Source organism: Desemzia sp. C1, from assembly GCF_020882875.1.
GTDB lineage: Bacteria > Bacillota > Bacilli > Lactobacillales > Carnobacteriaceae > Desemzia > Desemzia incerta.
Genome location: NZ_JAJIZP010000003.1, coordinates 49,970 through 73,725 on the forward strand (window position 1 = coordinate 49,970; position 23,756 = coordinate 73,725).

Annotated in this window: 19 protein-coding genes; 2 read left to right on the top strand and 17 right to left on the bottom strand. The window is 35.6% G+C overall.

The window, feature by feature from the left end; all coding sequences use genetic code 11:
• Positions 1-11: 11 nt before the first annotated feature.
• The 9 genes from istB to LMF32_RS00660 all read right to left on the bottom strand — a co-directional run bounded on the left by istB (position 12) and on the right by LMF32_RS00660 (position 12,909).
• Entirely contained in the window at positions 12-761 is a 750-nt protein-coding gene (gene istB, locus LMF32_RS00620; protein ID WP_230523475.1) for an IS21-like element helper ATPase IstB, read from the bottom strand.
• Positions 758-2,308 (bottom strand): IS21 family transposase, encoded by a 1,551-nt coding sequence (gene istA / locus LMF32_RS00625; protein ID WP_242597301.1) that lies wholly within the window; start codon positions 2,306-2,308, stop codon positions 758-760. Before istA ends, istB begins: the two co-directional genes overlap by 4 nt.
• Before the next feature lie 411 nt (positions 2,309-2,719).
• Positions 2,720-6,337: a CDP-glycerol glycerophosphotransferase family protein gene (locus tag LMF32_RS00630; protein WP_230523477.1), complete on the bottom strand. Its 3,618-nt coding sequence runs from the start codon at positions 6,335-6,337 to the stop codon at positions 2,720-2,722.
• Between the two features lie 474 nt (positions 6,338-6,811).
• Positions 6,812-7,981, bottom strand: a complete 1,170-nt coding sequence (locus LMF32_RS00635) for a CDP-glycerol glycerophosphotransferase family protein (RefSeq protein ID WP_230523478.1) — start codon at positions 7,979-7,981, stop codon at positions 6,812-6,814.
• Between the two features lie 6 nt (positions 7,982-7,987).
• Positions 7,988-8,434, bottom strand: coding sequence for a glycerol-3-phosphate cytidylyltransferase (tagD, locus tag LMF32_RS00640; protein WP_092479526.1), 447 nt, complete (start codon positions 8,432-8,434; stop codon positions 7,988-7,990).
• 41 nt (positions 8,435-8,475) lie between these two features.
• Complete coding sequence (locus LMF32_RS00645) at positions 8,476-9,285, bottom strand: ABC transporter permease (RefSeq protein ID WP_230523479.1); 810 nt, start codon at positions 9,283-9,285, stop codon at positions 8,476-8,478.
• 26 nt (positions 9,286-9,311) lie between these two features.
• On the bottom strand, positions 9,312-10,469 hold the full coding sequence (locus LMF32_RS00650; protein WP_347401892.1) for a CDP-glycerol glycerophosphotransferase family protein: 1,158 nt from the start codon (positions 10,467-10,469) through the stop codon (positions 9,312-9,314).
• A 34-nt stretch (positions 10,470-10,503) separates the two neighbouring features.
• Positions 10,504-11,604, bottom strand: coding sequence for a teichoic acids export ABC transporter ATP-binding subunit TagH (tagH, locus tag LMF32_RS00655; protein ID WP_230523481.1), 1,101 nt, complete (start codon positions 11,602-11,604; stop codon positions 10,504-10,506).
• 288 nt (positions 11,605-11,892) lie between these two features.
• On the bottom strand, positions 11,893-12,909 hold the full coding sequence (locus LMF32_RS00660; protein ID WP_230523482.1) for an NAD(P)H-dependent glycerol-3-phosphate dehydrogenase: 1,017 nt from the start codon (positions 12,907-12,909) through the stop codon (positions 11,893-11,895).
• A 217-nt stretch (positions 12,910-13,126) separates the two neighbouring features.
• Between LMF32_RS00660 and LMF32_RS00665 the strand changes: the two genes are divergently transcribed.
• Complete coding sequence (locus LMF32_RS00665; protein WP_230523483.1) at positions 13,127-13,858, top strand: WecB/TagA/CpsF family glycosyltransferase; 732 nt, start codon at positions 13,127-13,129, stop codon at positions 13,856-13,858.
• 37 nt (positions 13,859-13,895) lie between these two features.
• Positions 13,896-14,909, top strand: a complete 1,014-nt coding sequence (gene galE / locus LMF32_RS00670; RefSeq protein WP_230523484.1) for a UDP-glucose 4-epimerase GalE — start codon at positions 13,896-13,898, stop codon at positions 14,907-14,909.
• 55 nt (positions 14,910-14,964) lie between these two features.
• On the opposite strand, the gene LMF32_RS00675 is transcribed toward galE, so the two are convergent.
• The 8 genes from LMF32_RS00675 to LMF32_RS00710 all read right to left on the bottom strand — a co-directional run bounded on the left by LMF32_RS00675 (position 14,965) and on the right by LMF32_RS00710 (position 23,691).
• On the bottom strand, positions 14,965-15,888 hold the full coding sequence (locus LMF32_RS00675) for an aldo/keto reductase (RefSeq protein ID WP_230523485.1): 924 nt from the start codon (positions 15,886-15,888) through the stop codon (positions 14,965-14,967).
• An 81-nt stretch (positions 15,889-15,969) separates the two neighbouring features.
• Positions 15,970-17,013 carry an acyltransferase family protein gene (locus tag LMF32_RS00680; RefSeq protein WP_230523486.1) on the bottom strand — a complete coding sequence of 348 codons (1,044 nt, stop codon included), beginning with the start codon at positions 17,011-17,013 and terminating at the stop codon, positions 15,970-15,972.
• A gap of 183 nt (positions 17,014-17,196) precedes the next feature.
• A complete protein-coding gene (gene map, locus LMF32_RS00685) occupies positions 17,197-17,952 on the bottom strand; it encodes a type I methionyl aminopeptidase (RefSeq protein ID WP_230523487.1) in 756 nt (251 codons plus the stop codon).
• Positions 17,953-18,088: 136 nt separating this feature from the next.
• On the bottom strand, positions 18,089-18,814 hold the full coding sequence (locus tag LMF32_RS00690; RefSeq protein ID WP_230523488.1) for a GntR family transcriptional regulator: 726 nt from the start codon (positions 18,812-18,814) through the stop codon (positions 18,089-18,091).
• 254 nt (positions 18,815-19,068) lie between these two features.
• Positions 19,069-20,487, bottom strand: coding sequence for a glycoside hydrolase family 1 protein (locus LMF32_RS00695; protein ID WP_230523489.1), 1,419 nt, complete (start codon positions 20,485-20,487; stop codon positions 19,069-19,071).
• Between the two features lie 12 nt (positions 20,488-20,499).
• Complete coding sequence (locus tag LMF32_RS00700; protein ID WP_230523490.1) at positions 20,500-21,825, bottom strand: PTS transporter subunit EIIC; 1,326 nt, start codon at positions 21,823-21,825, stop codon at positions 20,500-20,502.
• Positions 21,826-21,975: 150 nt separating this feature from the next.
• Positions 21,976-22,779 (bottom strand): alpha/beta hydrolase-fold protein, encoded by an 804-nt coding sequence (locus LMF32_RS00705; RefSeq protein WP_230523491.1) that lies wholly within the window; start codon positions 22,777-22,779, stop codon positions 21,976-21,978.
• Complete coding sequence (locus LMF32_RS00710) at positions 22,780-23,691, bottom strand: ROK family protein (RefSeq protein ID WP_230523492.1); 912 nt, start codon at positions 23,689-23,691, stop codon at positions 22,780-22,782.
• Between the last annotated feature and the right edge of the window lie 65 nt (positions 23,692-23,756).

Below are 23,756 nucleotides of genomic sequence, written 5' to 3' on the forward strand. Positions count from 1 at the left end.
GCACTTTTTTGTTACGTAAACATGCTTTGACGGTTCTTCATTCGATAACTCTCATCATTCATTTGAACAACCTCTACGCGATGAAGGAGACGGTCTAGTATAGCCGTCGCAATCCCCTCATCTCCCAGTAGTTCTCCCCACTGATCTGGACTTTTGTTGGAAGTGAGAATAATTGAACTTCGTTCATATAAGTGATTGATTAAGTGAAAAAATTGGTTCGCTTCTCGTTGATCCATAGCCATATACATCAAATCGTCAATAATAATTAAATCAGCTTTCTTAATTCGACCTAATGCCAATTGAGATTTTCGAGTATACTCGCTTGTTTTCAGTATTGTCATCAGTTCTCCCATTGGGAGAAACATCACTTGATATCCTTTTTCAATAGCTTCTAATCCCATTCCTATTGCCAAATGCGTTTTTCCTACACCAGGGGGACCAAGCAGGATAAGGTTATATTGCTGTTCAAGCCAATTCATTTCTTTTAGCTGTTTCATTTGGCGCTCTGTGAGGCTTGTTTGTTCACTTAATTCATAAGCCTCAAGTGTTTTATGATAAGGGAATTTAGCCCATTTTAATCGCTTTACTTTGTTTTTCTCTTCGCGTTTAGTCAATTCAAAAGTAAGTAGATGATCTAAAAATTCATGGTACGTCCAAGACTGTTGTTCTGCTTCTCGCATAAGAGTGGGAAGCTCTAGCGATACTTCAGCTAAACGAAGTTGCTTAAAGGCTAGCTGAAGAGGTTCGAGACCTGTGCTCATCTTGTTTCACCTCCTAAAAGTTTTGTGTACTCGTTAATGGAGCGAGTCGAAACTGTGATAGGTGGAGTAGAGGGATTCAGAGAAGTCAGAGGCTCTTCTAGTGTCGTTTGGCGAATAGTAGGCGGTTTTTGACTAGCTATGTATGCCGCGACATCTCGGAAGTCATTCGCACTCCATAATTTTTCTACAATACATTTTTCTAAAGTGGTTTCTCGTACTTCAGGAAAGTCTTGAATGGCTTTTTCCAAGACAAGAAACTGGTCTCGAGCGTATCTCTTATGACTGGCAATGACTTTGTCAATAAAAAAAGCGGCTCTTTGCTCATCCTCAAATAAATGAATCATAGCTTCTCGATACTTTTTGATGGTCTTTGAACGATCTCTTCCATGGTTCCTTTTCTTAATCAATTTCCCTTTCTCCAACGAAATCGAGTGTCTAGTAATTTCTTCTCCACTAAGGTCATTTAAAATCACTAATTCTTGGTCATGAACACTCAAGATAACTTCATTAGAACCAACGGTTTGATAGGTTCCTAGAGGAACTGAATAACGATTTCCTTTGAAGCGAATCGTATTGTCTTTCCCGATTTTTGCTGTTATACTGGCATCAAAAGAAATTTCTTTGCTTTTAAGAGGAGAGACTGGTTTCAAGTGTGCTTTTTCCAGAAGGAACACTGAATCGGGTCTCTTTTTTGTCGTTCCATGCACTTTGTGATTTCCTGTTCGGTCTAACCATGCCCGACATTTCTCGTTCCAATCATCCAGTCCGTTGTACCGTCTATTTTTTGCGAAGTTCGTTTTTACATAACCGACTACACGCTCAATTTTTCCTTTTGTTTCAGGATCCGCTGCTCGGCATAAGTAAACTTCAAACCCACGGGTTTGTTGGTATGACTTAAATTCATGCGTTAATAACAGATCGCCAGCATTTTCATGGACGGCAATGATGTTGTCTTGATCATACATAATTTCTTTTGTTATACCGCCAAAAAAACGAAAAGCTTGTTCATGACAACGGATCGCATCGGTTGTTTTAAATGGACGATCTAACCACTCTACATATTTGTAGCGGCTATGACCCAACACAAAACAGATAAAGTATAACTTTACTTTTTCATTAGTCACTGTTTCTTGCCATATCTCGCCCCAATCCACTTGGATTTGCTCTCCCATCTCTACTTCAGGAATAGCCTCATATTGACGGACTTGTTTCTGTTTCGGTAAAGAGTACCGGTCTCTCAAGTCGGTTACGAAGGACCGTACGGTACTGGATCCAATATTCAGTTTGGGATACTCTTCTAATAACCAGTCTTCCACTTGTGCTGCAGATAAGTCGGGGTGTTCTTTTAACCAATCCACAATAGTCGTTTCATAGTGGTCCAACTTTTTTTTCCTATTTTGAAGAGAGTGGGTCCACTGGACCATGTCTTCAAAATCCATAGTTAAGTATTTCCTGACAGTATCTCTATGAACCCCAACCTTTCTTTCAATCTGGCTTTTATTGAATCCTAATCGATTCAATCGGTGTATCTCATAGTATAAGTTCATTTTTGTTTTGTTCACCTTTCATCCTCCAATTCAAGTTATACCATTCTAGTATAATCGAACTGGGTGTTTTTCTGAATAAAAAGTGCCGAAACTAATCAAGCAATAATTGTTGATTCTAGTTTAGCATTCACAAGCACTTTCTAAATTGTCTTTTACAGCTTCAACTTCCCTATAAAACAGCTCTAGTACTTCCTCCTCGTTATAGCAAGGTATAACAATTGAAATTAAATCTTTAGTCAACTTTATCATATCCAATCTGTTTTTGACTTTTTAATTTTCGTACCTCTTACTTATACAAATAAGTATTCCTTAATTTGAAAGTATAGTTTGATTAATATAGCTTGTGTTTAACTTTCAACAAAATAGATTAAGGACTTTATAAAGCCCCTAATCTTTTTTTAAAATTACTATTTATTCTTCAATTGCTTTGTAGAATGTATTCATAGCCATGTCATTATAGACTTTATAATTAAATCTTTCTCTCATCATACTATTTTTGTTGTTACTATTATAATTATTCATGCCTTCTAATAATCCTTCCACACTATCATTTACAAGTTGACCATATTTCCCATTTTCCAAAACAACTTGATTAGCAACAATATTTGTTGCAATAATATCCATGTCTAAAGTCATCGCTTCTAGCAATACCATAGACTGTCCTTCATAATGAGATGATAATATGAAACAATCACATTTACGTAAAAATTCAAATGGTCTATCTTGTTGACCCAACAAAAAAACGACTTCTTTTAAGTTGAGTTGATCAATTAGATCTTCTAAATCTTTACGCAATCCACCTTCTCCAATTAAAAACAATCGACTATTAGGATGTGTTTGATTGAATAAGGCAAATGCCTTTATTAAGTTATCCTGACCTTTTTCTGGTGAGAGTCTGCCCATGGTAACAAAGTTTATATTATCTGAGGAAATATAAGAAAAGATATCTGCTTCTTCAGTTGTTAAAGTTGAAGTAATGTTAGTCAAAGCTTTATGACTAATCCATCCAGTAACTTTATTTTTTTCAGAAATATGATAAAATCTCCCTTTGCTAGTTTTCATTTCGCGATCAAGTTCTACAATTTTATTTTCAAGGACCTCATATCCTTTTATTGGATTTAAAAGATTTGTTTCCACAGGAGAAGACCATATCTTATGCTTATTGTTTAATTTCACTTTTGCCTTTGAATTAATCTCTTTTTCAGAAATCACTTTATCTATAGAATCTACTTCAACAGCATTACGATTAATCCAACCAAGTTTTTCTCCATCTAAATAAAGGAAAAAGTATATATTTTCTTTAGTGATTACTCTCTGTGTTATTTCTACTTCTTTATTTAGAAAATTTATTTCGTTTTCTATTTTTTCAGATTTAGGATTAGATGGCAGACCACTTAATATAGAGTAATCTTTTAAGTTAATAATTTTACCTGTTTTACTTACATAAGAATAACGCAAAGGTCGCTTTTCAAACAAATCTATAATAGTTTTATATTTTTTAAGATCTTTTTTGATTAACTTATTTTTTTTCTTTTGAAACTCGGTCGAACCGATTTCATTACGATCTGCGATTGTTCTCAGTGCTCCACTATGAATCCATCCGAGAGGAGTATTATTTATAGATATATGACTATATATGCCTCTTAACGTCCGAGCTTCACTATCGACTGAAACACTCATACCTTTATACTGACTACTAAAAGATACCCGAGATGTATTATATACATTATAAGGCTTATTCCATATTGGTTTTCCTTTAGGATTTGTAATTATAGATAACTTTTCTACCTTTTCTTTTGCTAAAATTTTATCAGGAAGTAAGGTAAAAGCTCTTTTGTCTAACCAACCAACAATAGTATGATCAATGCTAAATTTATAAAAGGACCCTTCCTCTGTTTCGTATTCCCAGGAAATTTGGACTTCTTTATTAAGAAATTCATCTGCATTTGCCACTACTTTTAAAAAGTCATCTTTTATAGGCTTATTCCATACTTTTAAGTCTACTGGTGCACTTATAACAGCGTGTCGCATGTAACTATTGTTCACATAGTTTTTTTCTAATTCAACCCTCGATGAATTATTAGTATCTATAGATTCATTGCCTAAAATTTTATTTACGTTTAGAGAGTTCATTACAAAATCAAATTTCTCTTCGGGGGCATACTGGCTTAATTTCACTTTATTAACTTCCATTGTCCCTTCAGATACACTAACTAACTTGTCATAACGTTTATATACTGAAAAAATACCTCGTAAATTAACACGATGTGGTCTTTTTCCATTAACTGTTCTTTCACTATCAGCTAACATGTCACTATGAAGATAGCAAATTTTTTTAGAAGCATTGGAAGCTAATAAATATTTGGTCCAATATAGACTATAGCCACTAAAATCAATAGCAATATCAAATTTTGTATTTCCAAATAGTCTCCTAAACTCTCTTTGATAAGCAGTAGCTGGATATATTTTCTCCAACCTAGGACTACTTGCGCCTCTATTGTGTATCATCTTATCATTGTAAATTTCATTTAATGTAAAAACTGGAATTCCATCTCTAAATAAAAAATGCACTCTTTTATCTACTTTATTAATATTATTAATAACTTCAGCTTTTTTAGGTATTCCCATAAAGCAAACCACTTCATACTTATCATAGTCAATATTATCTAATAAGTTAATGCAGGAAGAAGTTATACCGTTATTCATTAACCCTCCAGGATACATTAAAATCTTTTTCTTTTTTTTATCAAGATCATCAATAATTTTAATTTTATTTCTATTTTTGTTTTTGTTAAATAGTTGATTTATTAATCTTTCAGTTACATTTCCATCATCGTAATTTAAAAATTGTTTTTTAAATCTTTCATACTTATCTCGATGTTTATTTTGACTTTCATTAATCTTGTTAATTTCTTCTTTCAATTCAAAAATATTATATAAAATAGGTCCTGGTAATTCGCTAAAATCAAAATAACTCCCTCTATCTTTAGAATAGCTTTCAGCATCCCACATATAAAATAGTATAGGTCTTCCAGTTACTATATAATCAAAAAATATACTGGAATAATCAGTAATTAGAACATCAACTATACTCAATAATTCATTTGTATCTACAATATCAGGTACTAAAATGTTATTAATTTCTTGATACTGTTTGGCTTGAGTGTAAAGAAAAGGATGAACTTTTAATAGTAATTTGTAGTCTTCACCTATACCTTTTTGTAATTGATTCATATCTGCTATTATTTGCTGCATATCATTTTGGGCTTGACTTATTGTAGTACCTTTCCAAGTTGGAGCATACAATATAATTTTTTTGCTTTTATCAATGTTCATACCATAACTTATTAATTTTTGTTTTATCACTTCAGGTTTGCTATTTAATGTTAAATCGATTCTAGGGTACCCATCTTCAATTATTTTACCAGAATATATTCCATCTAACTTAAAACTACTTTTATACATATTAGTAGTATGCGCATTCGGACTTATCAAATAATTAGCGCTTAAAAAGTTACGCACTACATTTCTGGAGCCAGCTGGATTACCTGGAATTTCATATCCCATTTTTTTCAAAGGTGTTCCATGCCATGTATTAATGTAGATTTGTTCTTCTTTCGGAATAACATATGATTGGAAAGTTGAGTTGTTAATCAAATATTTTGATGTAGATAAAGCTTTTAAATAATCCGTACTATTCCGTTTTACAAAACAAACATTATCGTACTCTTTATATTGATTGATAACTGGATTCATCTCTTCAAAATTTTGTATGGACCAAATATGCTTGTATTCCTTATACTCTGGAGAACCAATTAAATACTTGAAAATAGCATACGGATTATCTGTCATGCTTTTGCCGTCTCTACTTTCATATAGAATCGTATTGTCTTCTATTTCAAGATTTTGGTACATTTTTGCGTATTTGTCATTTCTATTATACGCAGGTTTAGTAATAACATTTTGAATCGGTTGTCTTACAAAATTAACTTTTCTTTTTAATATTTTTTTTATTTTTGTACTATTCAAAATTATCCTCCTATACTCGTATTTAATCTTAAATTATTTTTAAGAGTATTATAAAAATAATTTTTCGAAACCTTCAAGTCCATTTAGCTGCTTGTAGTTAACTTATTTTTGCACTTCATCACTTAATTATTGACTGATGACATGCAGTCCTATTGTCAATGTTATGTGAACCAAACAACCACAGCCTCTCTTCTTTTAAAGGACTATAACAATAGAGTCATGTGGCGCTTGATTATTTAAGATTATTCTAGGATAATCATTAGTCCATTATCAAGTTCCTAGGCCTTGAGCTTTGTTTATAGCAATCATTTACTCGCCTTTTAGGAAATAAAAAACGAATCAATTAATTTCGGCTGTTCTCCACTCGTTCACATCATAACTACAAAACTTTGAATAGTCATGTACCTTACAATTTTGATTTTAACATTTTGATTGATAATGGTTTACTTCATTATAAAATCTATTAAGATATTTTCATTTAATTGTATCTATTATCTTTTTGGCAGCATGTCCATTTTCCCATTCACAAAATTTTTCATAAAATTTTTCTTGTTTTTCTAATGTCTCTATGAAAATCTCCTCTATAATATAGGTGGATATTTTTTTAAGAAACTTTTTTTCTTCTGTAACAAACGGTCCTGGTGCATCTTGTTCTAAATCAAAATAGAATCCTCTTAGATTATCACGATAATGCTCATAATCATAAGCATAGAACAACATCGGTCTCTTAAGATTAGCGTAATCAAAAAATACCGATGAATAATCAGTAACCAGTAAGTCTGAAACTAAATATAAATCACTGATGTCTACATTCGTTGAAAAATTAAATACGTTAGGATGAGTCGAAAGCTCATCTAAGCTTTCAGCCACTAGATAGTGCGCTCTAAATATGAAAACAGCATCATCGCCGAGCACATCAATCAACTGGTTCATATCAAATGGAACATGAAATTTATACTTACCTTTAGAAATATAGTAATCATCGCGCCAAGTTGGTGCATAAAGAATAACTTTTTTATCTAATGGTAATCCTAAACGCTCTTTGATGGCTCTAATATCTTCGGGGTTATTCTTTTGGTATAAAACATCATTTCGAGGGTATCCACTTTCAATAAACGTTTTTTCAAAAGCGAAACAAGATTTAAAGATTTCTTTAGAATATTGATTTGGTGCCACCAGATAATCCCATTTTTGAGTTTCGGCTAAGAAATTCTTTTTGTAATTTTCTAAACTCGACCCAGGCATACCAAAAGTATCCATGTCTAATGCTAATTTTTTCAGTGGAGTCCCATGCCACGTTTGAACGTATTTTGTTTCTTTCCGTTTTGGCAACCATTGCGGCATACGTGCATTAATAATCCAAAACTCAGCTCTAGCCATGTAATACAACCAGCGAAGAGAAAAACGATACAATACGTTGACGTCTTCCTCCCCCACTACATTACGGTCGCGGTAACGAATACTCCAAAATAATTTATGTTCAGCATTATCTTGTTTTTTCAAATAATCATAAACAGCTTTGGGATTATCATCGAATCGCCCACCATATTGTGATTCAAAAATATATACTCCTCGTTTGATCGGTAGTAATTTAAAAATATTAAAAACAAGAGTTAAGACGAAAGTAATTATTTTTTGCTTCATTATTTACTAAAACTCTCTTTCAATGTCTTCTTCAATTTTTTTGCTGATTTTGTCTACTTCAGCTTTGATTTGTTTCAAGTCTTCTTTTATTTTAGAAGTAGATATACCTTCTGTTCGCGGCAAATACACTACTTGGCAATATTCTTTCAGGAAATCGAATTTTCCTTCCCAATCGTCTCCCATAACAAATACATCAATATCATATTTTTGTACATCTCGTATTTTTTGATCCCAATCATTTTCTGGAATAACCTCATCTACACATGACAATGCTTCTAAAATTAGTTTGCGATCTTCCCATGATGTGTAAGCTTTTTTCCCTTTAATAGCGTTGAACTCATCTGTAGAGACAGCTACTGTTAAGTGATCCCCCAAGGCAGCTGCTCGTTGTAATAATAATATATGCCCTTTGTGTAATAGATCGAATGTTCCATAAGTTAATACTTTTCTCATCATTGTTCCCTCCAATTTTTCTGTTTGATACTATAATCAATTTAAATAAAGTCTACAAAACGGGCTCTGAACTTCATGTGTAGATGTGTACCTAATATCAAAATAATAGAAATAATTCCCCAGAAAATCAATGCTAAGGTTGGTTTTTCCCAGAACCATTCTCTTGAAAGAAAAGTATCTCTAAACCCGTCTATAAAATAATACACAGGGTTAATCTGGAAAATTCTAACTAACCAGTCAGGGAAACTACGCGTTTCAATATCCCAGATAGGACCTGAAACATAGAAAAGTAATCTTAAAATCGATTGCAGCATAATATGGTAATCACGAACCAAAATAGTGATGGTTGAATCTAAAATCCCCATAGCAAACAAAAAGGCTATCATACAAATAAAATAGTAAATATATTGTAACCAGTAAATCGTAGGATAAACACCAAAAATAAACATAACGACTATAAGGATGGCCATCATCCACCAGTAAGAAACAATATTACTGGCCATATTGATTGATGGCAACACACTGACCGGGAATTTCATTTTAGAAACCATTCCCACTTTATTGTATATACTGTTTGAACCACCTAAGAGACTAGAGTTTACAAAAAACCAAACAATAATCCCGATCAACATCCATACAATGAAAGGGACTCCCTCAACGTTTCGTCCACCGTTAACACCTAAACCGAAGACAAGATAGTAAATCCCGATTTGGATTAAAGGATTTAAAAATTGCCACATCAAGCCTAGATAGTGGCTTTGATAAGTTGCTTTTTCTTCATACTTTGATACACGTCTTATAATTCCAACGTTATCAATTTGTTCTTTTATAATAAGCATAACATTTTTCATGTTGAATCTCCTTATTCATATAGATACTACAATAATTGTTGGACATGCTCTATAAGATGTTTGATAGCATATCCATCATTGTACGTATTCCATTTATCATTAAATTCTACAAAATCATTATAGGTTTCTTTTTTTATTTGAACGATCAACTCATCCATCGTTTGCACGATTTCTCCAGGTGCCCATTCTTTGAAATCTTTTTGCAGTCCTGTTATTTGATCGTATTCTTCTAAGTCGTAGCAATAAAACAATATATTCTTGGCATTATCGAGCAAGGTAAAATCAAAAGGTACGGAGGAATAATCCGTAATCAAAATATCCGTAACTACTAGTAAATCTTCAATTTTATGCTGACTTAAATCCCCATAAAAAAATTCTTTGTACTCATTTGCAATAGGCCTACTCAAAACATGAGGATGCTTTTTCATTAGAACAGCATATTCATTTCCTAAAGCTTGATATAATCGACGAACATCGAAGGGATAGTCGTCTTCTAATCCATATCGATAAGTAGGAGCGTACAAAATAATTTTTTTATCTTTTAACTCCGGGTACTGGTCAAAGAAAAACTCTCTTTTTTCATCCATTAATACTTTATTGAAGTAAATATCTGTTCTAGGATTCCCCAACGGTTTTATGCTGCTTTTACTTGCACCGTAACTTTTTTGAAAGACTCTCCCCATCATTTCTGAACCTACAATGTACTCGTTAAAGCGTTTGTAGACTTGTTTAAAGCGAAGGTGATCGAAAAAGCTTCTCTTCAAGGCCGTAGGATCTTCTAAACCAAATCGTTTGATGGCTCCATTCGCATGCCAGATTTGAATGATCATTGTTTCCTTGCTTGGATACAACCCTGCTAAAAATGGGAAGTAATTGTCACATAGGATGATCTTTGCTTGCATAAGAATAGGCACTGCTTTTCGTAGAAAATCTATTGAAGAAGAGATAGGTATCAGACTAACTCCTGCTTCTTTAAATTTTATTGCCTCTTCTTCGCAATTTTTTTCAAAAAGAATGACGATCTCAATGGTTGGGTTTTCTGTGATTAAAGCCTCTAGAAAACCATTATCATTTTTCGGAAAACTCATTAAATAAACAATTCTTTTTTTGACTGGTAAAGGCTTAGAAAGAAGAGAGAAGAACCTAATCAACCATACGTATATTATTTTTTTGATTTGTTCCAACTTTCTCCTTCTTTCTATATAGTCTCTATTTATGTTAAATGTCTGCCACGGTTGTTTCTGCTAATTTTATATCTTCATCAACAAAAGCAACTGCTGCTTCTTGTGTCTGCTCAGTTTCTGATTGAGCACCAAACAATACACTGCTTAGTGAGTTGCCGCTTAAGTGCACCCCAATTAGAAACCCAGTGGCTAATGTTATACCTAGTAACGTCAAGCGTGTTGACAATTTCATACGATCGGTTACTTTTTCTTCTTCAAATTGAGTATTCAAATCTTTTAATTTATTGCTGTCTGTTGTTTGTTCTTCTTGTTTTTTAAAGTATGCACGAACATCAAAGTCTTTCTGGTCTTGTTTGTGTTTGTTTTGATACGCTTTTTTGTCTTTTGCACTTTTTTTCTTAAAGTCATCGCTAAATTTTTTGTATTCAGCAGCTACTTCTTCCGCAGGTCCTGCCATACGAACTTCACCATAATGCATCCACACAATTTTATCACACAACTTTTTGACTTGATTCAATGAATGACTAACAAAGAAAATGGTCTTTCCTTGCGCTTTGAATTCTAGCATTTTGTCTACACACTTTTGATAAAAAGTCTCATCACCAACTGATAGGGCTTCATCGATAATCAAAATATCCGGATCCGTATGAACTGCAATGGCAAATCCAAGACGCGACTTCATACCGCTTGAATAACTCTTTACCGGTTGATTAATAAAATCTCCAATTTCAGCAAAATCAATGATATCATCGATGGTTGCATCAATTTCTTGGTTTGTTTTACCTGTCATCAATGATTTTAATCGAATATTTTCCAATCCAGTCAATTGATTTTTCAAACCAGCAGAGATAGCAATAATAGAAGTATCTCCATTAACTTCTACTTTTCCAGTCGTTGGCGGTATGATTCCTGCAATGATGTTGGACAGGGTTGATTTACCTGAACCATTCACACCTATCAACCCAACTGTCTCGCCATCGTATACATCTAAAGTAACTCCTCTTAGAGCCCAAAACGTAGGAATATCTTTTCTAGAAAACTTAAACAGCGCTTTAACTTTATCTGACTTTTGCTTATATAAATCATATTGTTTTGTAACATTCTCAATACGTACTTTTAATTTGTTTTCCAACATGTTTCACCTATTCTTTGATTGATAAATTTCTTCAAACTTGTGAATCTTTTGAACTAACCTATACATAGTAGTATAGATTTTCTTTGTTTTCAACTTTTGATAATCTATGAGATTATAGCATAGAATCATTTAAATTTTTTCTATTATTAATCAAAATTAAGATTTGTTAAGAAAAAAGTGATAGTTTGTTCAACTACTGTTTATTATAGCTGATTTCAAAAAAAATAAAATAGCTCAAAAAGACAGCCTGAAAATAATTTCCAGGCTGTCTCGAGTAATGATTTATTATTAATCTTTTGAATGTGCTTCAGATTTTGGATCACGATTCATTAAAGCTACAATAGTTTCTCTAACATCTGCATTATTGTATAAGACATCATAGATAGCTTCAGTGATCGGCATTTCGATATTTTTTTCTCTCGCTAATTCATACGCAGCTACAACCGTCGAAGCTCCTTCAACAACCATCCCCATACTTCCTAATACTTCGTCTAAAGAATGACCTTTTCCAATCATATTGCCCGCTTGCCAGTTTCTCGAATGAATACTCGTACACGTAACAATTAAATCACCAACTCCACTTAGCCCGATGAACGTAAGTGGATCAGCTCCAAAGGCTATTCCCAAGCGGCTTATCTCAGCTAAACCTCTAGTGATCAAAGCAGCTTTAGCATTATCTCCGTATCCCAGACCCGCTAAAGCACCCGCTCCTAAAGCAATGATGTTTTTAAGGGCTGCGCCATACTCTACACCCACAATATCTTTGTTTGTGTAAATTCTCATGTAATCATTCATAAATAGTTGCTGAACTTTCTCAGCAGCATCCATGTCAGATGAGGCTGCTGTGATAGTCGTTAAGTCATTTACAGCAAGTTCCTCTGCATGACTAGGGCCGGATAAAGCTACAACCCCCGCTCTTTTGTTTTCTGGAATTTCTTCTTCTAAGATAGTAGAAATTCGTTTGTGCGTTTGTTGTTCCAAACCTTTACTAGCTGTCACTAAAATAACTTTATCTGTCAGCAATTCCGCAACTTGCTTAGCTACCATACGGGTAACTTTTGTCGGTACAACAAATAATACCACTTGTGCGCCTTCTAAAGCTTCTTTTAAATGAGTAGTTCCTTTGATATTTTTTGATATAACCAATTCGGGTAAAAAAGTCTTATTTGTGTGTTGTTCATTAATTTCTTTGATTTGCTCTTCTACGTTACTGTATAAAATCGGCTCATGTCCATTTTCTTCCAGCACTTTAGCTAGAGCGGTTCCCCAAGAACCTGCCCCAATGACAGCAATTTTTGTTTTCATCGTTTAATCTCTCCATTCATTAACTGCTTTCTTTAATTATCCACTCTATAGTACCATAAAACGATTACATTCTGAACTCTCTGCTTTTTCTTACTAGATTGGAAAAGCATTTTTTTTAGTCTTTTGATTCATTTTTCTTGTTAACACTATTGTATTTTAATGGTATAGTGTTAGAGAAATAACACATTTTACTGGATAGATAGGACAGAAATAACTTATGACAGATACATCAGTAAATATATTAGGCGTCGAATTTATTAACAAAACAAAACAAGAATTTGTTTTTGAGATTTTATCTCGGATTGAAAAACAAGAAAAAACTTTTGCAGTAACTGCAAATCCTGAAATCGTCATGTACGCTCGAAACCATTCCTCTTATATGAAGATTTTAGAACACGCTCATATGGTAATTCCAGATGGAATTGGTATTGTAAAAGGTGCTCAGATTCTGGGCAAACCTTTGAAAGAACGAGTCCCAGGTTATGAACTTTTGCTGGAGTTGTTGGCAGAAGCAGATAAAAAAGCGTTAAAAGTCTACTTTTTAGGTGCTAAGGAATCAGTTGTCACAAAGGCAGTTAGTAACGTTGCTACTCAATACCCGAATATTGATATTGTTGGGTATCGTGACGGTTACTTTGATCTTAAGGATGAAAAAGTTTTGGAAGAAGTTAAGCAAAAAAATCCTGATATGGTTTTTGCAGCTTTAGGTTTCCCTAAACAAGAACTTTGGATCAGCCAGTATCTTGAAATAGCAGATAAAGGTTTCTTAATGGGTGTTGGTGGAAGTTTCGATGTGTTATCGGGAACATCTCAACGCGCACCTGAATTCTATTTAAAACACAATTTAGAGTGGTTTTACAGGCTGATTAAACAGCCCACCAGATTCAAACGGATGCTGGCTTTGCCAAAATTCGTGATAGCAGTATGCTTACAAAAAATCAAACATTGATTTAAACCAACTTTTAAAACCAGAAAGAAGGATGAATATGTCAATTTTAGTTACAGGCGGAGCCGGGTATATTGGCAGCCATACAGTGGTAGAATTATTAAATGCAGGTTATGAAGTAGTTATTGCAGACGATTATTCAAACAGCAAACCAGAAGTTTTAAACCGTATCACAGAAATCACTGGTAAAAGCTTTAAATTTTATGAAGTTAATATTTTGGATAAAGAAGCTCTTGAAACTGTCTTTAAAGAAAACAAATTAGAGGCCGTTATTCATTTTGCGGGTTATAAAGCAGTTGGTGAATCCGTTGCTGAACCTTTGAAGTACTACCACAATAACTTGACAGGTACTTTTGTGCTGTGTGAATTAATGGCACAATACAATGTGAAGAAAATAGTTTTCAGTTCTTCAGCAACGGTTTATGGCATGAACAATGTGTCTCCTCTTACAGAAGACTTGCCATTAAGTACAACCAATCCATACGGAACAACTAAAATGATGATTGAACAAATACTGCAAGATGTCTATGCATCTGATAATAAATGGAGTATTGCTTTATTACGTTACTTCAACCCTATCGGTGCTCATGAAAGTGGACGTATTGGTGAAGATCCAAACGGTATTCCGAATAACTTGATGCCATACATCACTCAAGTAGCCGTTGGTAAAAGAGAACATCTAAGTGTATTTGGGGATGACTACGACACTCCAGACGGTACTGGTGTGCGTGACTATATTCACGTCGTTGACTTAGCTAAAGGTCATTTAAAAGCCGTAAACAAGGTTCTAGAAACGGAACAAATCGAAGCATACAATTTAGGTACTGGCGTTGGATACAGTGTATTAGATGTCGTTAACAATTTTGAAAAAGCTACTGGTCAAAAAGTGCCATACGAAATCGTTGATAGACGACCTGGTGATATAGGCACTTGTTTCGCAGATGCATCAAAAGCAGCTAAAGAATTGGACTGGAAAGCAAAATTCACTTTAGAGGAAATGTGCCGCGATTCTTGGAAATGGCAAGAAAACAATCCAAATGGATACACTGATTAAATCAAACAAAAAATGCTCTATTCCAATAAACATAGGAATAGAGCATTTTTTTATTTTATGGCAACATTTTTCCACCGCTTAGGTAAAGTTTATACCACTCTTCTCTGCTTAAAGAAACTTCTGTTGCTTTTGTGATCGCTTTGATACGATCTGGGTTCATTGTACCAACTATCGGCTGCATCTTCGCTGGATGACGCAATAACCAAGCGATCGCAATGGCTTCACGAGCCATTCCTTTTTCTTTAGCCATTTCATCAACCACTTTGTTCAGTTCAAGATAGTCGGGATGGTCAAAGAACAATCCTTTTTTCCCATTTCCTGATTGGAATGGAGACCATGGTTGAATCGTCATATCGTTTATTCGGCTGTAATCAATTAATTGTCCCTCATGCAAGACAGATCCGGCTTCCATTCGGTTCACATTCAATCCGGCATCAATCATCGGCGTATGAGTCAAGCTCAATTGTAATTGATTTATGATCAATGGCTGATTAACAAATTTTTTCAGCAATTCAATTTGCAAAGGATTGTGGTTGCTGACTCCAAATGTTCTTACTTTTCCAGATTTTTCCAACTCATCAAATGCTTCTGCCACTTCTTCTGGTTCTATTAGTGCATCTGGTCGGTGAAGCAGTAAGGTATCGACATAATCCGTTTGTAAACGAGTCAAACTTTCTTCTACTGATTGGATGATGTGCTCTTTTGAAAAATCATACATGATTCCTGGCACGATTCCTGTCTTCGTTTGTAAAATGACTGAATCGCGAGAAATACCCAGCTTTTTAAACGCTTGACCGAATATCGTTTCTGAGGCGCCTTTACCATATATATCCGCATGGTCAAAGTGATCGATACCTTCACTGATAGCTGTTTCGATGACCGTTTTTGCTTCTTCTACAGATAAAGCATTCATGCGCATGACTCCCAAAGAAATCTGAGAAGCCATTAACTCTGACTGTCCTATACTGATTTTGTTCACATTAGTTCCTCCACTCTATTGTTGAAATCGTTTTCCGATTTAGTATATCATTCTTTTTTTAAAAATAGTCAACCGAAACCGTTATAAAATCCATTTTTTTAATCCCGGTACTTTTGACATCATTTTTACAACGATGTAACCCAGTATCGCTACTATTCCTGTTAGCAATGGTACCGATAAAATCGGATTTAAAAGTTGTGTAGTGATGTTCAATTGGTTCAGTAAAAAGATGATTAATACATGGCTCAAATAAACTCCAAATGAGATATCCGAACATTCTTTGATCCATTTTTGTGCTCTTTTAGAGAATGTGCGGTGATTGAAGGTCTCTTTAAACCATAGAAATACAGCTAAACTAGTAATCATCACATTAGGCGTCAAGTATTCATATAACCACCCCACTGGTCTCCCTGCCTCTATAGATAAAAGTCCGGTTCCTAAAAACGTCGTTAACAATCCGATCACTCCTAGAGCGTAAATCCATTTTTTCACTCTTGGTGTCACTCCATACCGATGAAGGTAACTTCCAGCAAAAAAGTAACCAACATACCCGAAAGTAATGTCTAAATTGATCCAATCGTCTGCCATGGTGACCGTTGAACCAATCGGGAATTGTCGAATCGTAGGGATTAGAAATCCTAATACAAAACAATACAACATGATATACTGCATGAGTTTTTTCTCTTCTGAAATTTTACGGAGTATAGGCGTCATAATATAGAGTTCTACGATCCGGAATAAAAACCATAAATGAAAGTGACCTTCAATAAATCGGTTCATCGTTTCGTCCATTTGATCCATAGAAAATGAATTAAATGGGTAAAATGCCATAAAAATAGCATAGAAAGATGACCAAAAAAGGAAGACCCTCACGATACGCCAAATATTTTTTCGGTATAACTTACGAATACCGATTTCTTTTTTCGGGTCGAGAAAAAAGATTCCGCTGATCATGACGAATAATGGAACGCAGATTCGAGCCACAGAGTCATAGGCATTGATGATTTGCCACTCAGCTGAATTAGGTTGGTACCAATCAAAATTGCTGGAAGAAATATGTACTACGATAACTAAAAAAATAGATACCACTCGTATCAAATCAACATACCATAATCTGTTTTTCATAAGCTGCCCCTTTTTTTGATGATACTTTATTATACCAAAAGTCTGCTAAAAACTAATCAATATGACTTTTTGAATATTGAGACAAGACTTATGGTTTATTTTAGCTCCAGACTCTAAAAAGCAAAACAGGCAAGAAAGAGAAAAATCTCTTTCTTGCCTGTCCTTATCTACTATTCAACTAAATTATTGGTCGCCTTGAGAAGTTAAAATTCTCGGACCATCTTTTGTGATCGCTAATGTGTGTTCAAACTGACAGCTGATTCCACCATCTTGAGTACGAGCAGTCCAGCCATTATCGTCCATTTTAGACTTCCATGTTCCTGTATTGATCATCGGTTCAATCGTAATGACCATTCCTTCTTTCAAACGAAGGCCTTTACCTGGATCTCCGTAGTGAGGAACAGATGGAGCTTCATGAAGAGTTGGTCCAACACCATGTCCAATAAATTCACGTACAACTGAAAACCCTTCTGGTTCTACATAAGATTGAATCGCATGTCCAATATCTCCAATACGATTGCCTACTTGTGCTTGTTCGATTCCTTTGTATAAAGCGGTACGAGTTACTTCCATCAATTTATCTAATTCTGGAGTCGATTTCCCGACTACATAGCTCCAGCAAGAATCACTTAAAGCACCCTTTAAATTGATAACAGTGTCGACTTTAATCAAGTCTCCATCTTTTAGTTTTTCTTTGCGCGGGAAACCATGACAGATTTCATCATTGATACTCACACAAGTAGCGTATTCATACCCTTCAAACCCAATCTGTTCAGGAATGGCTCCATTGTCAACGATGTATTTATGACAGAACTCTTCAATATCCCAGCTTGTAATTCCTGGCTTGATAAAATCACGCAATGCGATATGCATATTGGCCAACAATGTACCTGATTCGTCCATTGCATCAATTTCGCGTTTTGACTTTAATGTAATCACTCTTATTCCTCTTTTCTATTTTTTGCACTATACCATTCTTATCTATTATAACGCATTTTTGAAGGTTGTGAAGAGAAAGTCTTCTTTCTCATTCTCCTACAACAACATGAAACCCTCAACATCCTTATTCTAAAGCCTAGTAGATCTCAGTATTTAAATTGACAAACGACATCTCCACCATGTCAAATCGATGACGTACTTTAGAAAATTCCAATGGTGTTCCACTCGAAGTGAACATCACTTTCGTCACTTCCAGTACAGGTTCATCGTCTTCACATTGCAAAAATTCTTTATCTAATTCATCCGGCTGAGCTGCCCGAATAGTCTGGCGATTTTCACCAAATACGATACCCAGCTCATTTCTGATGTAATCATACATGGATTTTTGCAACACATCATTTGTCACGCCTGGTACAAGCGACAAAGGCAATATGGAATGTTCCAAAGAATAAGGCTGCTTATTTAAAATACGCAGCCGCTCGATTTCATAGACCGGGTCTTCTTTTTTCAACAACAACTGCTCACACTCTTCTTCAGTTGGAAAGCGTACATCAAATTTGATGGTTTTGTTCTCCAAATTCATGCTGTCATCTACTTGAGCGGTCAATCCAACGTTTTGACCGATGCGAATACTCGATTCCGCTAATTGAAAAGCGTTTTGTTTAATATATGTTCCAGAACCTTGGATAGTGTACACTAATCCTGCGACAGTCAGCAAGTCTAGAGCTTTTTTTATTGTCACACGACTTGTGTGGAACTCTTTTGCTAATGATGTTTGATCAGGCATTCGTTTTTCAAGGGGATACGACCCGTTTTTGATTCGCTTACGAATTTCATTTGCTACTTCTTTGTATTTGACCATTTCATTCACCTAACTTCATGAGATAACTGCTTTTTTAGTATAGCATGAATTTGTATAAGTTTAAACGACAGTGTTTTGATTTGTATAGACAAATTCAAACACTCCGCTTAGCCATTTGCCTTTTGTATTCCCTGTTGCATCTCTTCTTTCTAGATAAAGGAACGCAAATTTTTATAGAGGATTGTAGCCCCTCCTACACAAAAAAGCAAGAGTTGAAAGATTTCTCTCAACTCTTGCTGGGGGTAAACGAGTGTCTACTTGTACTCTGGAACGTCTGGTACTTCTAATCGACTACTTGAGATCACGTCTTTATACCAAAAACCTGATTTTTTCAGCGAACGAGCTCGATTGTTTTCCAAATCGATCCGCACTAAACCATAACGATTTTTGAAAGCATTCATTGGCGACACACAGTCGGTAAAGGCCCACAGCATATATCCACGGCAGTTCGATCCTGCTTCATAAGCATCTAATAAGCAACTCATGTGTTCAGTAATGTACTCAATGCGGTAGTCGTCTTGAACGACACCGTCCTCATTCATGAATAAGTGTTCATTCTCGATCCCCATACCGTTTTCTGTCAAAATCCACGGAATGTTTCCATACTCTTCTTTCAAACGCATTCCCATATCGTAAACGATTTGCGGGTAAATTTCCCATCCTCTGGATTTGTTCATTCGACGGCCTGGCAGCTCAAATGAATCGAAGTAATAAGCTGGATGGAATGGTGTGTTTTCATTCCATTTATGTTTAGGCGCTTGGACACGATGTGGGAAATACAAATTGACTCCTAAATAATCTACTGTATTTTCACGGATAATGTCCAATTCTTCTTGTGTGTAATCAAAAGTGATGTCATGTTCGGCCATTTTTAAAAATAGTTCTTCCGGATAAGCTCCTTTGACCAATGGATCTAAGAAAACACGGTTATAAAATAAATCATACATCTCAGCAGCTTTTTTATCTGCTTGAGAAGAAGAACGCGGATAAGTGACCTCAGGATTCAATACAATACCGATTTCGCCGTCGTAGTTTTTTCGATGATATAGTTCTACTACTTTTGTAGTTGCGAGAACTTTATGATGGTTCCATTGCATCCATTTTTTCGTATTTTGTTCATGAGGGTAACGGATCGCATCTAGATAGACGCGGGTTTGGATAACGATCGGCTCATTGAAGGTAAACCACTGTTTGACACGATCAGCATACCGTTCAAATACAATCTCCGCATATCCAACGAACAGCTCCACTACTTTTTTAGAACTCCATCCATCATACTTTTCTTGCAAGGCAGTCGGCAACTCATAATGCTCCAGACAAAGAATTGGTTCTACACCGGCTTCAAGAAGAGCATCAATGACATCATCTATATGTTGAGCATAATCTTCATCCACTTCCAATGTTTCATAGTCGGTAAAGAAACGAGCCCAATTGATCGACGTACGGTAATGCGTAAGGCCGATTTCTTTCATATAAGCTACATCTTCTCCGTAGCGTTCATAAAAATTGGTAGCTACTCCTGGTCCATAACCTTCATGCCAGACATGACGCTCATTTTTATACCATGTATCCAAATAAGAATCTTGTCCTTCTTTTTTCCCTTTCCATCCTTCTGTCTGCCACGCTGAAGAGGCAGCTCCGATAATAAAATTCTCTGGTATTGTTTTAAACACAAAATCTCTCCTTTAGTTTTGTTCTTGCGGTACTTCTTCTACTTCATCGACTCTTTTAGTCACATTTGATGCTTTGACAAATGGCAAGTAAACCAATGTGGCAACTGCGATACAAATCAATTGTGTCGCTACAGCCCCAAGACTTCCAGCTGTTGCCAAGTAAGCACTGATGATTGGCGGAGTTGTCCATGGAATCATAACTACAGCTGGACCGGCAAACCCGATAGCTGTTGCAAAGTAACCAATTACCCCTGTTATTAATGGTGTGATAATAAATGGAATCGCCATGACCGGGTTCAGCATGATCGGCAATCCAAAAATCATTGGTTCATTGATATTAAAAATTCCTGGAGCAAAAGATAATTTAGAGATTGAACGGTAATCTTCCCGTTTGCTGACGATGAAAATAGCGATCAACAGACCAAAAGTTACTCCTGATCCCCCCACGCTCATATAAATATCCCAAAAAGGCATGTTGATGATGTTAGGAATCGCTTCTCCCGCTTCAAATGCTGCAGTATTTTCTGCGATGGCAGCTAATAGAATCGGTTCGCGAATCGGTTTGATGATTTGATTTCCATGAATACCGATTACCCAAAAGACTTGCGATACAAACATCAACAATAATATTCCCGGCAATCCTGATACTAGATTAGATAATGGTTCTTGAACGATCGTGTAAATGATATCGTAAAGGGTCATACCTGTCAGAGACAACACCGCAAAACCTAGTGCAGAAATAATGGTGATTGTTAAAATCGTAGGAACCAATGCTGAAAAACTCGCTGACACATTAGAAGGCACTGAATCAGGCATGTGAATATTCAACTTATCTTGTCTCTGCAACCAGCTAAACAATTCGATAGATAAAATAGCTACAAACATGCCTAAAAATAATCCTGAACTGTTGGTATATTGTTTAGCGATCACATCTACCACTTCTACAGGCGATTCATTGACCAATGTTTCAATCGTTTTCGGGATAATGGTTATGTAACTGATAACCGCCAATAACCCTGGGAAAAATCCTTTTAACTGGTTTAATTTCCCCAACTCCATACCGATCAAAAATACCGCACTAATCGTTAAAAAGTTCAATGTAGCATAACTGATCGAGTCCGTTATCGGTTTTAAATTTTCTAGAAAACCGAACCCATTGATAGCTGCTAAACCACTTGTAGTTCCAAACACCATATTTGAGATCAAGGTTGCAAATGCACCGGTAATGATGACCGGTAATAACATCGTAAAAGCATTCTTGATGGCGATGATGTATTTGTAACTGTTGACTTTTGCTGCGAAATTACCTAACATACAGACCCATTTACTTTCTTCCATTTTGTCTTTCCTCCTTTTTTTGACACCATTATTGTTACCCCTTCCAATTGAATTGTAAAGCTTTATGATAAAATTGTATTTACAAATTTAACGTAAATAAAAAAATCCTTATTAAGAGAGGTTTTCTCCTAACAAGGACCGTTAGTTTGACTAGTTTTTGCTTTCTCCATACAACCACTCCATACTGTCTTTGATGGTTGTATTCCAAAAATCCCAATCATGTTTCCCGGGTGCTTCTATATATTTATGCTGATAGCCGTGTGTCATCAAAAACTGATGCAACTTTTTATTTTCTTGGAAAATATCGTCTTCTGTTCCGCATGCCAAATACAAGTCCGGTTTTTTCTCTGGTTGTTCCAATGCGTTTAAAACCAACGACTCAATATCCATCTCATCAGGCATCTTTTCAGCTCTGTCTGTTTGGACTATGGCTTGAAGCCTTTGATAAATAGGATAAGCAGCATCAAAATGCTCCTTTGAACTTTTGGTCAGGACTTTGTTTGACAAAGCTATGATCGTACCGAACGTCTCCAAGTAGCTGAGCCCATTTCTTAAAGCCCCGTATCCTCCCATCGACAGACCTCCTATAGCTGTATCTTCTTTTTTCGTCGACAAATGAAACAATTTCCTTGTTTCCTGTACCAACTCTTCCCCTATATAAGCACCATAATTATCCCCATTGGGATGATCAGCGTAAAAACTGTTTTGCCCATCCGGCATAATGACAGCCACATGATACTTGATAGCTAATTCCGCTATACGCGTATTATGCAGCCAATCTTCATGATTTCCGTCCCATCCATTCAATAAATATAACGTCTTTAGAGGTTTGCCTTCCTCTTCATTTTCTATTTTAGCTTCATAAATAGATCGTGTACTCGTTGGAATGACTGCCGTAAAACTAACTTTTCGAAACAATTCACGCGATTGAAATGATCCTGATAGAATGGCCATTCAGCTCTCTCCTTTAACGGTTTGTTTTTCTAATTGTTGTTCCACAAAATAAAAAGCTCCTAAGATACCTGCATTATTTAAATATTTACAGGGTTCGATCACTGTATAAAAATCTGTGATCCATCGTTCATCAACCTGAGACAGTTGTCGTTCGATCCTCGGCAACAACTCTGGATTCGCACTGACTCCTCCTCCAATCAAGATTTTTTCTGGATTGAAGGTACATGCCAGATTATATATCCCTACACACACCCACTGTACCCATCCTTGAATCATTTCTTCTACTTCAGGATCCAACTTAGCCGTTTCAAATACTTCTTCACCGGTGACGACCGCCGGAGCAGGTATCTTCATGTGCTTTTTATATTCTTCTACTAATATGCGTGTCGAAAAAATATCGTGCATAGTGTGCTGTGGTCTTTTTTGATAATCGATTCTAGAATGTCCGAATTCTCCAGCTTTGAAAGATGCTCCTCGATACAAACTGCCGTTCAAATAAAAAGCAGTTCCGATACCCGTACCGATCGTCATCACAATAAAGTTGTCCAATCCTTGAGCATTTCCCGAGTACCGCTCTGCTAACGCTGCGCATCTTGCATCATTTTCTATGTAAATCGGGAACGAAATTTTCTCGCTCAGCACATCAATGATATTTTTGTGGTCTAGATAAGCTAACGCACCGGCTCTTTCAGCATATCCCGTTTGGGGATTGATGTAACCTGGCATACTGATACCAACCGCCGTTATTTCATCTGTTGCAGCGTATTCTTCTACGACTTCCGCAATCACTTTTTGAAATGTAGTAAGGTCGTAAGGCGTAGTGATTTTTCCTTGATGGGCAATTCCTTTATTTTGGGAAACTAATGCATACTTGATAGCTGTTCCTCCAATATCAAAACAAACTGCATTCATTTGATCGTAACCTCCTTAGTGAAAAAACTATCCGTCTGAGGTTTTCAGACAGATAGTTTTTCAAA

Excerpts from the sequence above, each read along its gene's own strand:
- istB (WP_230523475.1), bottom strand. The coding sequence starts at position 761 with ATGAGCACAGGTCTCGAACCTCTTCAGCTAGCCTTTAAGCAACTTCGT.
- istA (WP_242597301.1), bottom strand. The coding sequence starts at position 2,308 with ATGAACTTATACTATGAGATACACCGATTGAATCGATTAGGATTCAAT.
- LMF32_RS00635 (WP_230523478.1), bottom strand. The coding sequence starts at position 7,981 with ATGAAGCAAAAAATAATTACTTTCGTCTTAACTCTTGTTTTTAATATT.
- tagD (WP_092479526.1), bottom strand. The coding sequence starts at position 8,434 with ATGAGAAAAGTATTAACTTATGGAACATTCGATCTATTACACAAAGGG.
- LMF32_RS00645 (WP_230523479.1), bottom strand. The coding sequence starts at position 9,285 with ATGAAAAATGTTATGCTTATTATAAAAGAACAAATTGATAACGTTGGA.
- tagH (WP_230523481.1), bottom strand. The coding sequence starts at position 11,604 with ATGTTGGAAAACAAATTAAAAGTACGTATTGAGAATGTTACAAAACAA.
- LMF32_RS00660 (WP_230523482.1), bottom strand. The coding sequence starts at position 12,909 with ATGAAAACAAAAATTGCTGTCATTGGGGCAGGTTCTTGGGGAACCGCT.
- LMF32_RS00665 (WP_230523483.1), top strand. The coding sequence starts at position 13,127 with ATGACAGATACATCAGTAAATATATTAGGCGTCGAATTTATTAACAAA.
- galE (WP_230523484.1), top strand. The coding sequence starts at position 13,896 with ATGTCAATTTTAGTTACAGGCGGAGCCGGGTATATTGGCAGCCATACA.
- LMF32_RS00680 (WP_230523486.1), bottom strand. The coding sequence starts at position 17,013 with ATGAAAAACAGATTATGGTATGTTGATTTGATACGAGTGGTATCTATT.
- LMF32_RS00690 (WP_230523488.1), bottom strand. The coding sequence starts at position 18,814 with ATGGTCAAATACAAAGAAGTAGCAAATGAAATTCGTAAGCGAATCAAA.
- LMF32_RS00700 (WP_230523490.1), bottom strand. The coding sequence starts at position 21,825 with ATGGAAGAAAGTAAATGGGTCTGTATGTTAGGTAATTTCGCAGCAAAA.
- LMF32_RS00705 (WP_230523491.1), bottom strand. The coding sequence starts at position 22,779 with ATGGCCATTCTATCAGGATCATTTCAATCGCGTGAATTGTTTCGAAAA.
- LMF32_RS00710 (WP_230523492.1), bottom strand. The coding sequence starts at position 23,691 with ATGAATGCAGTTTGTTTTGATATTGGAGGAACAGCTATCAAGTATGCA.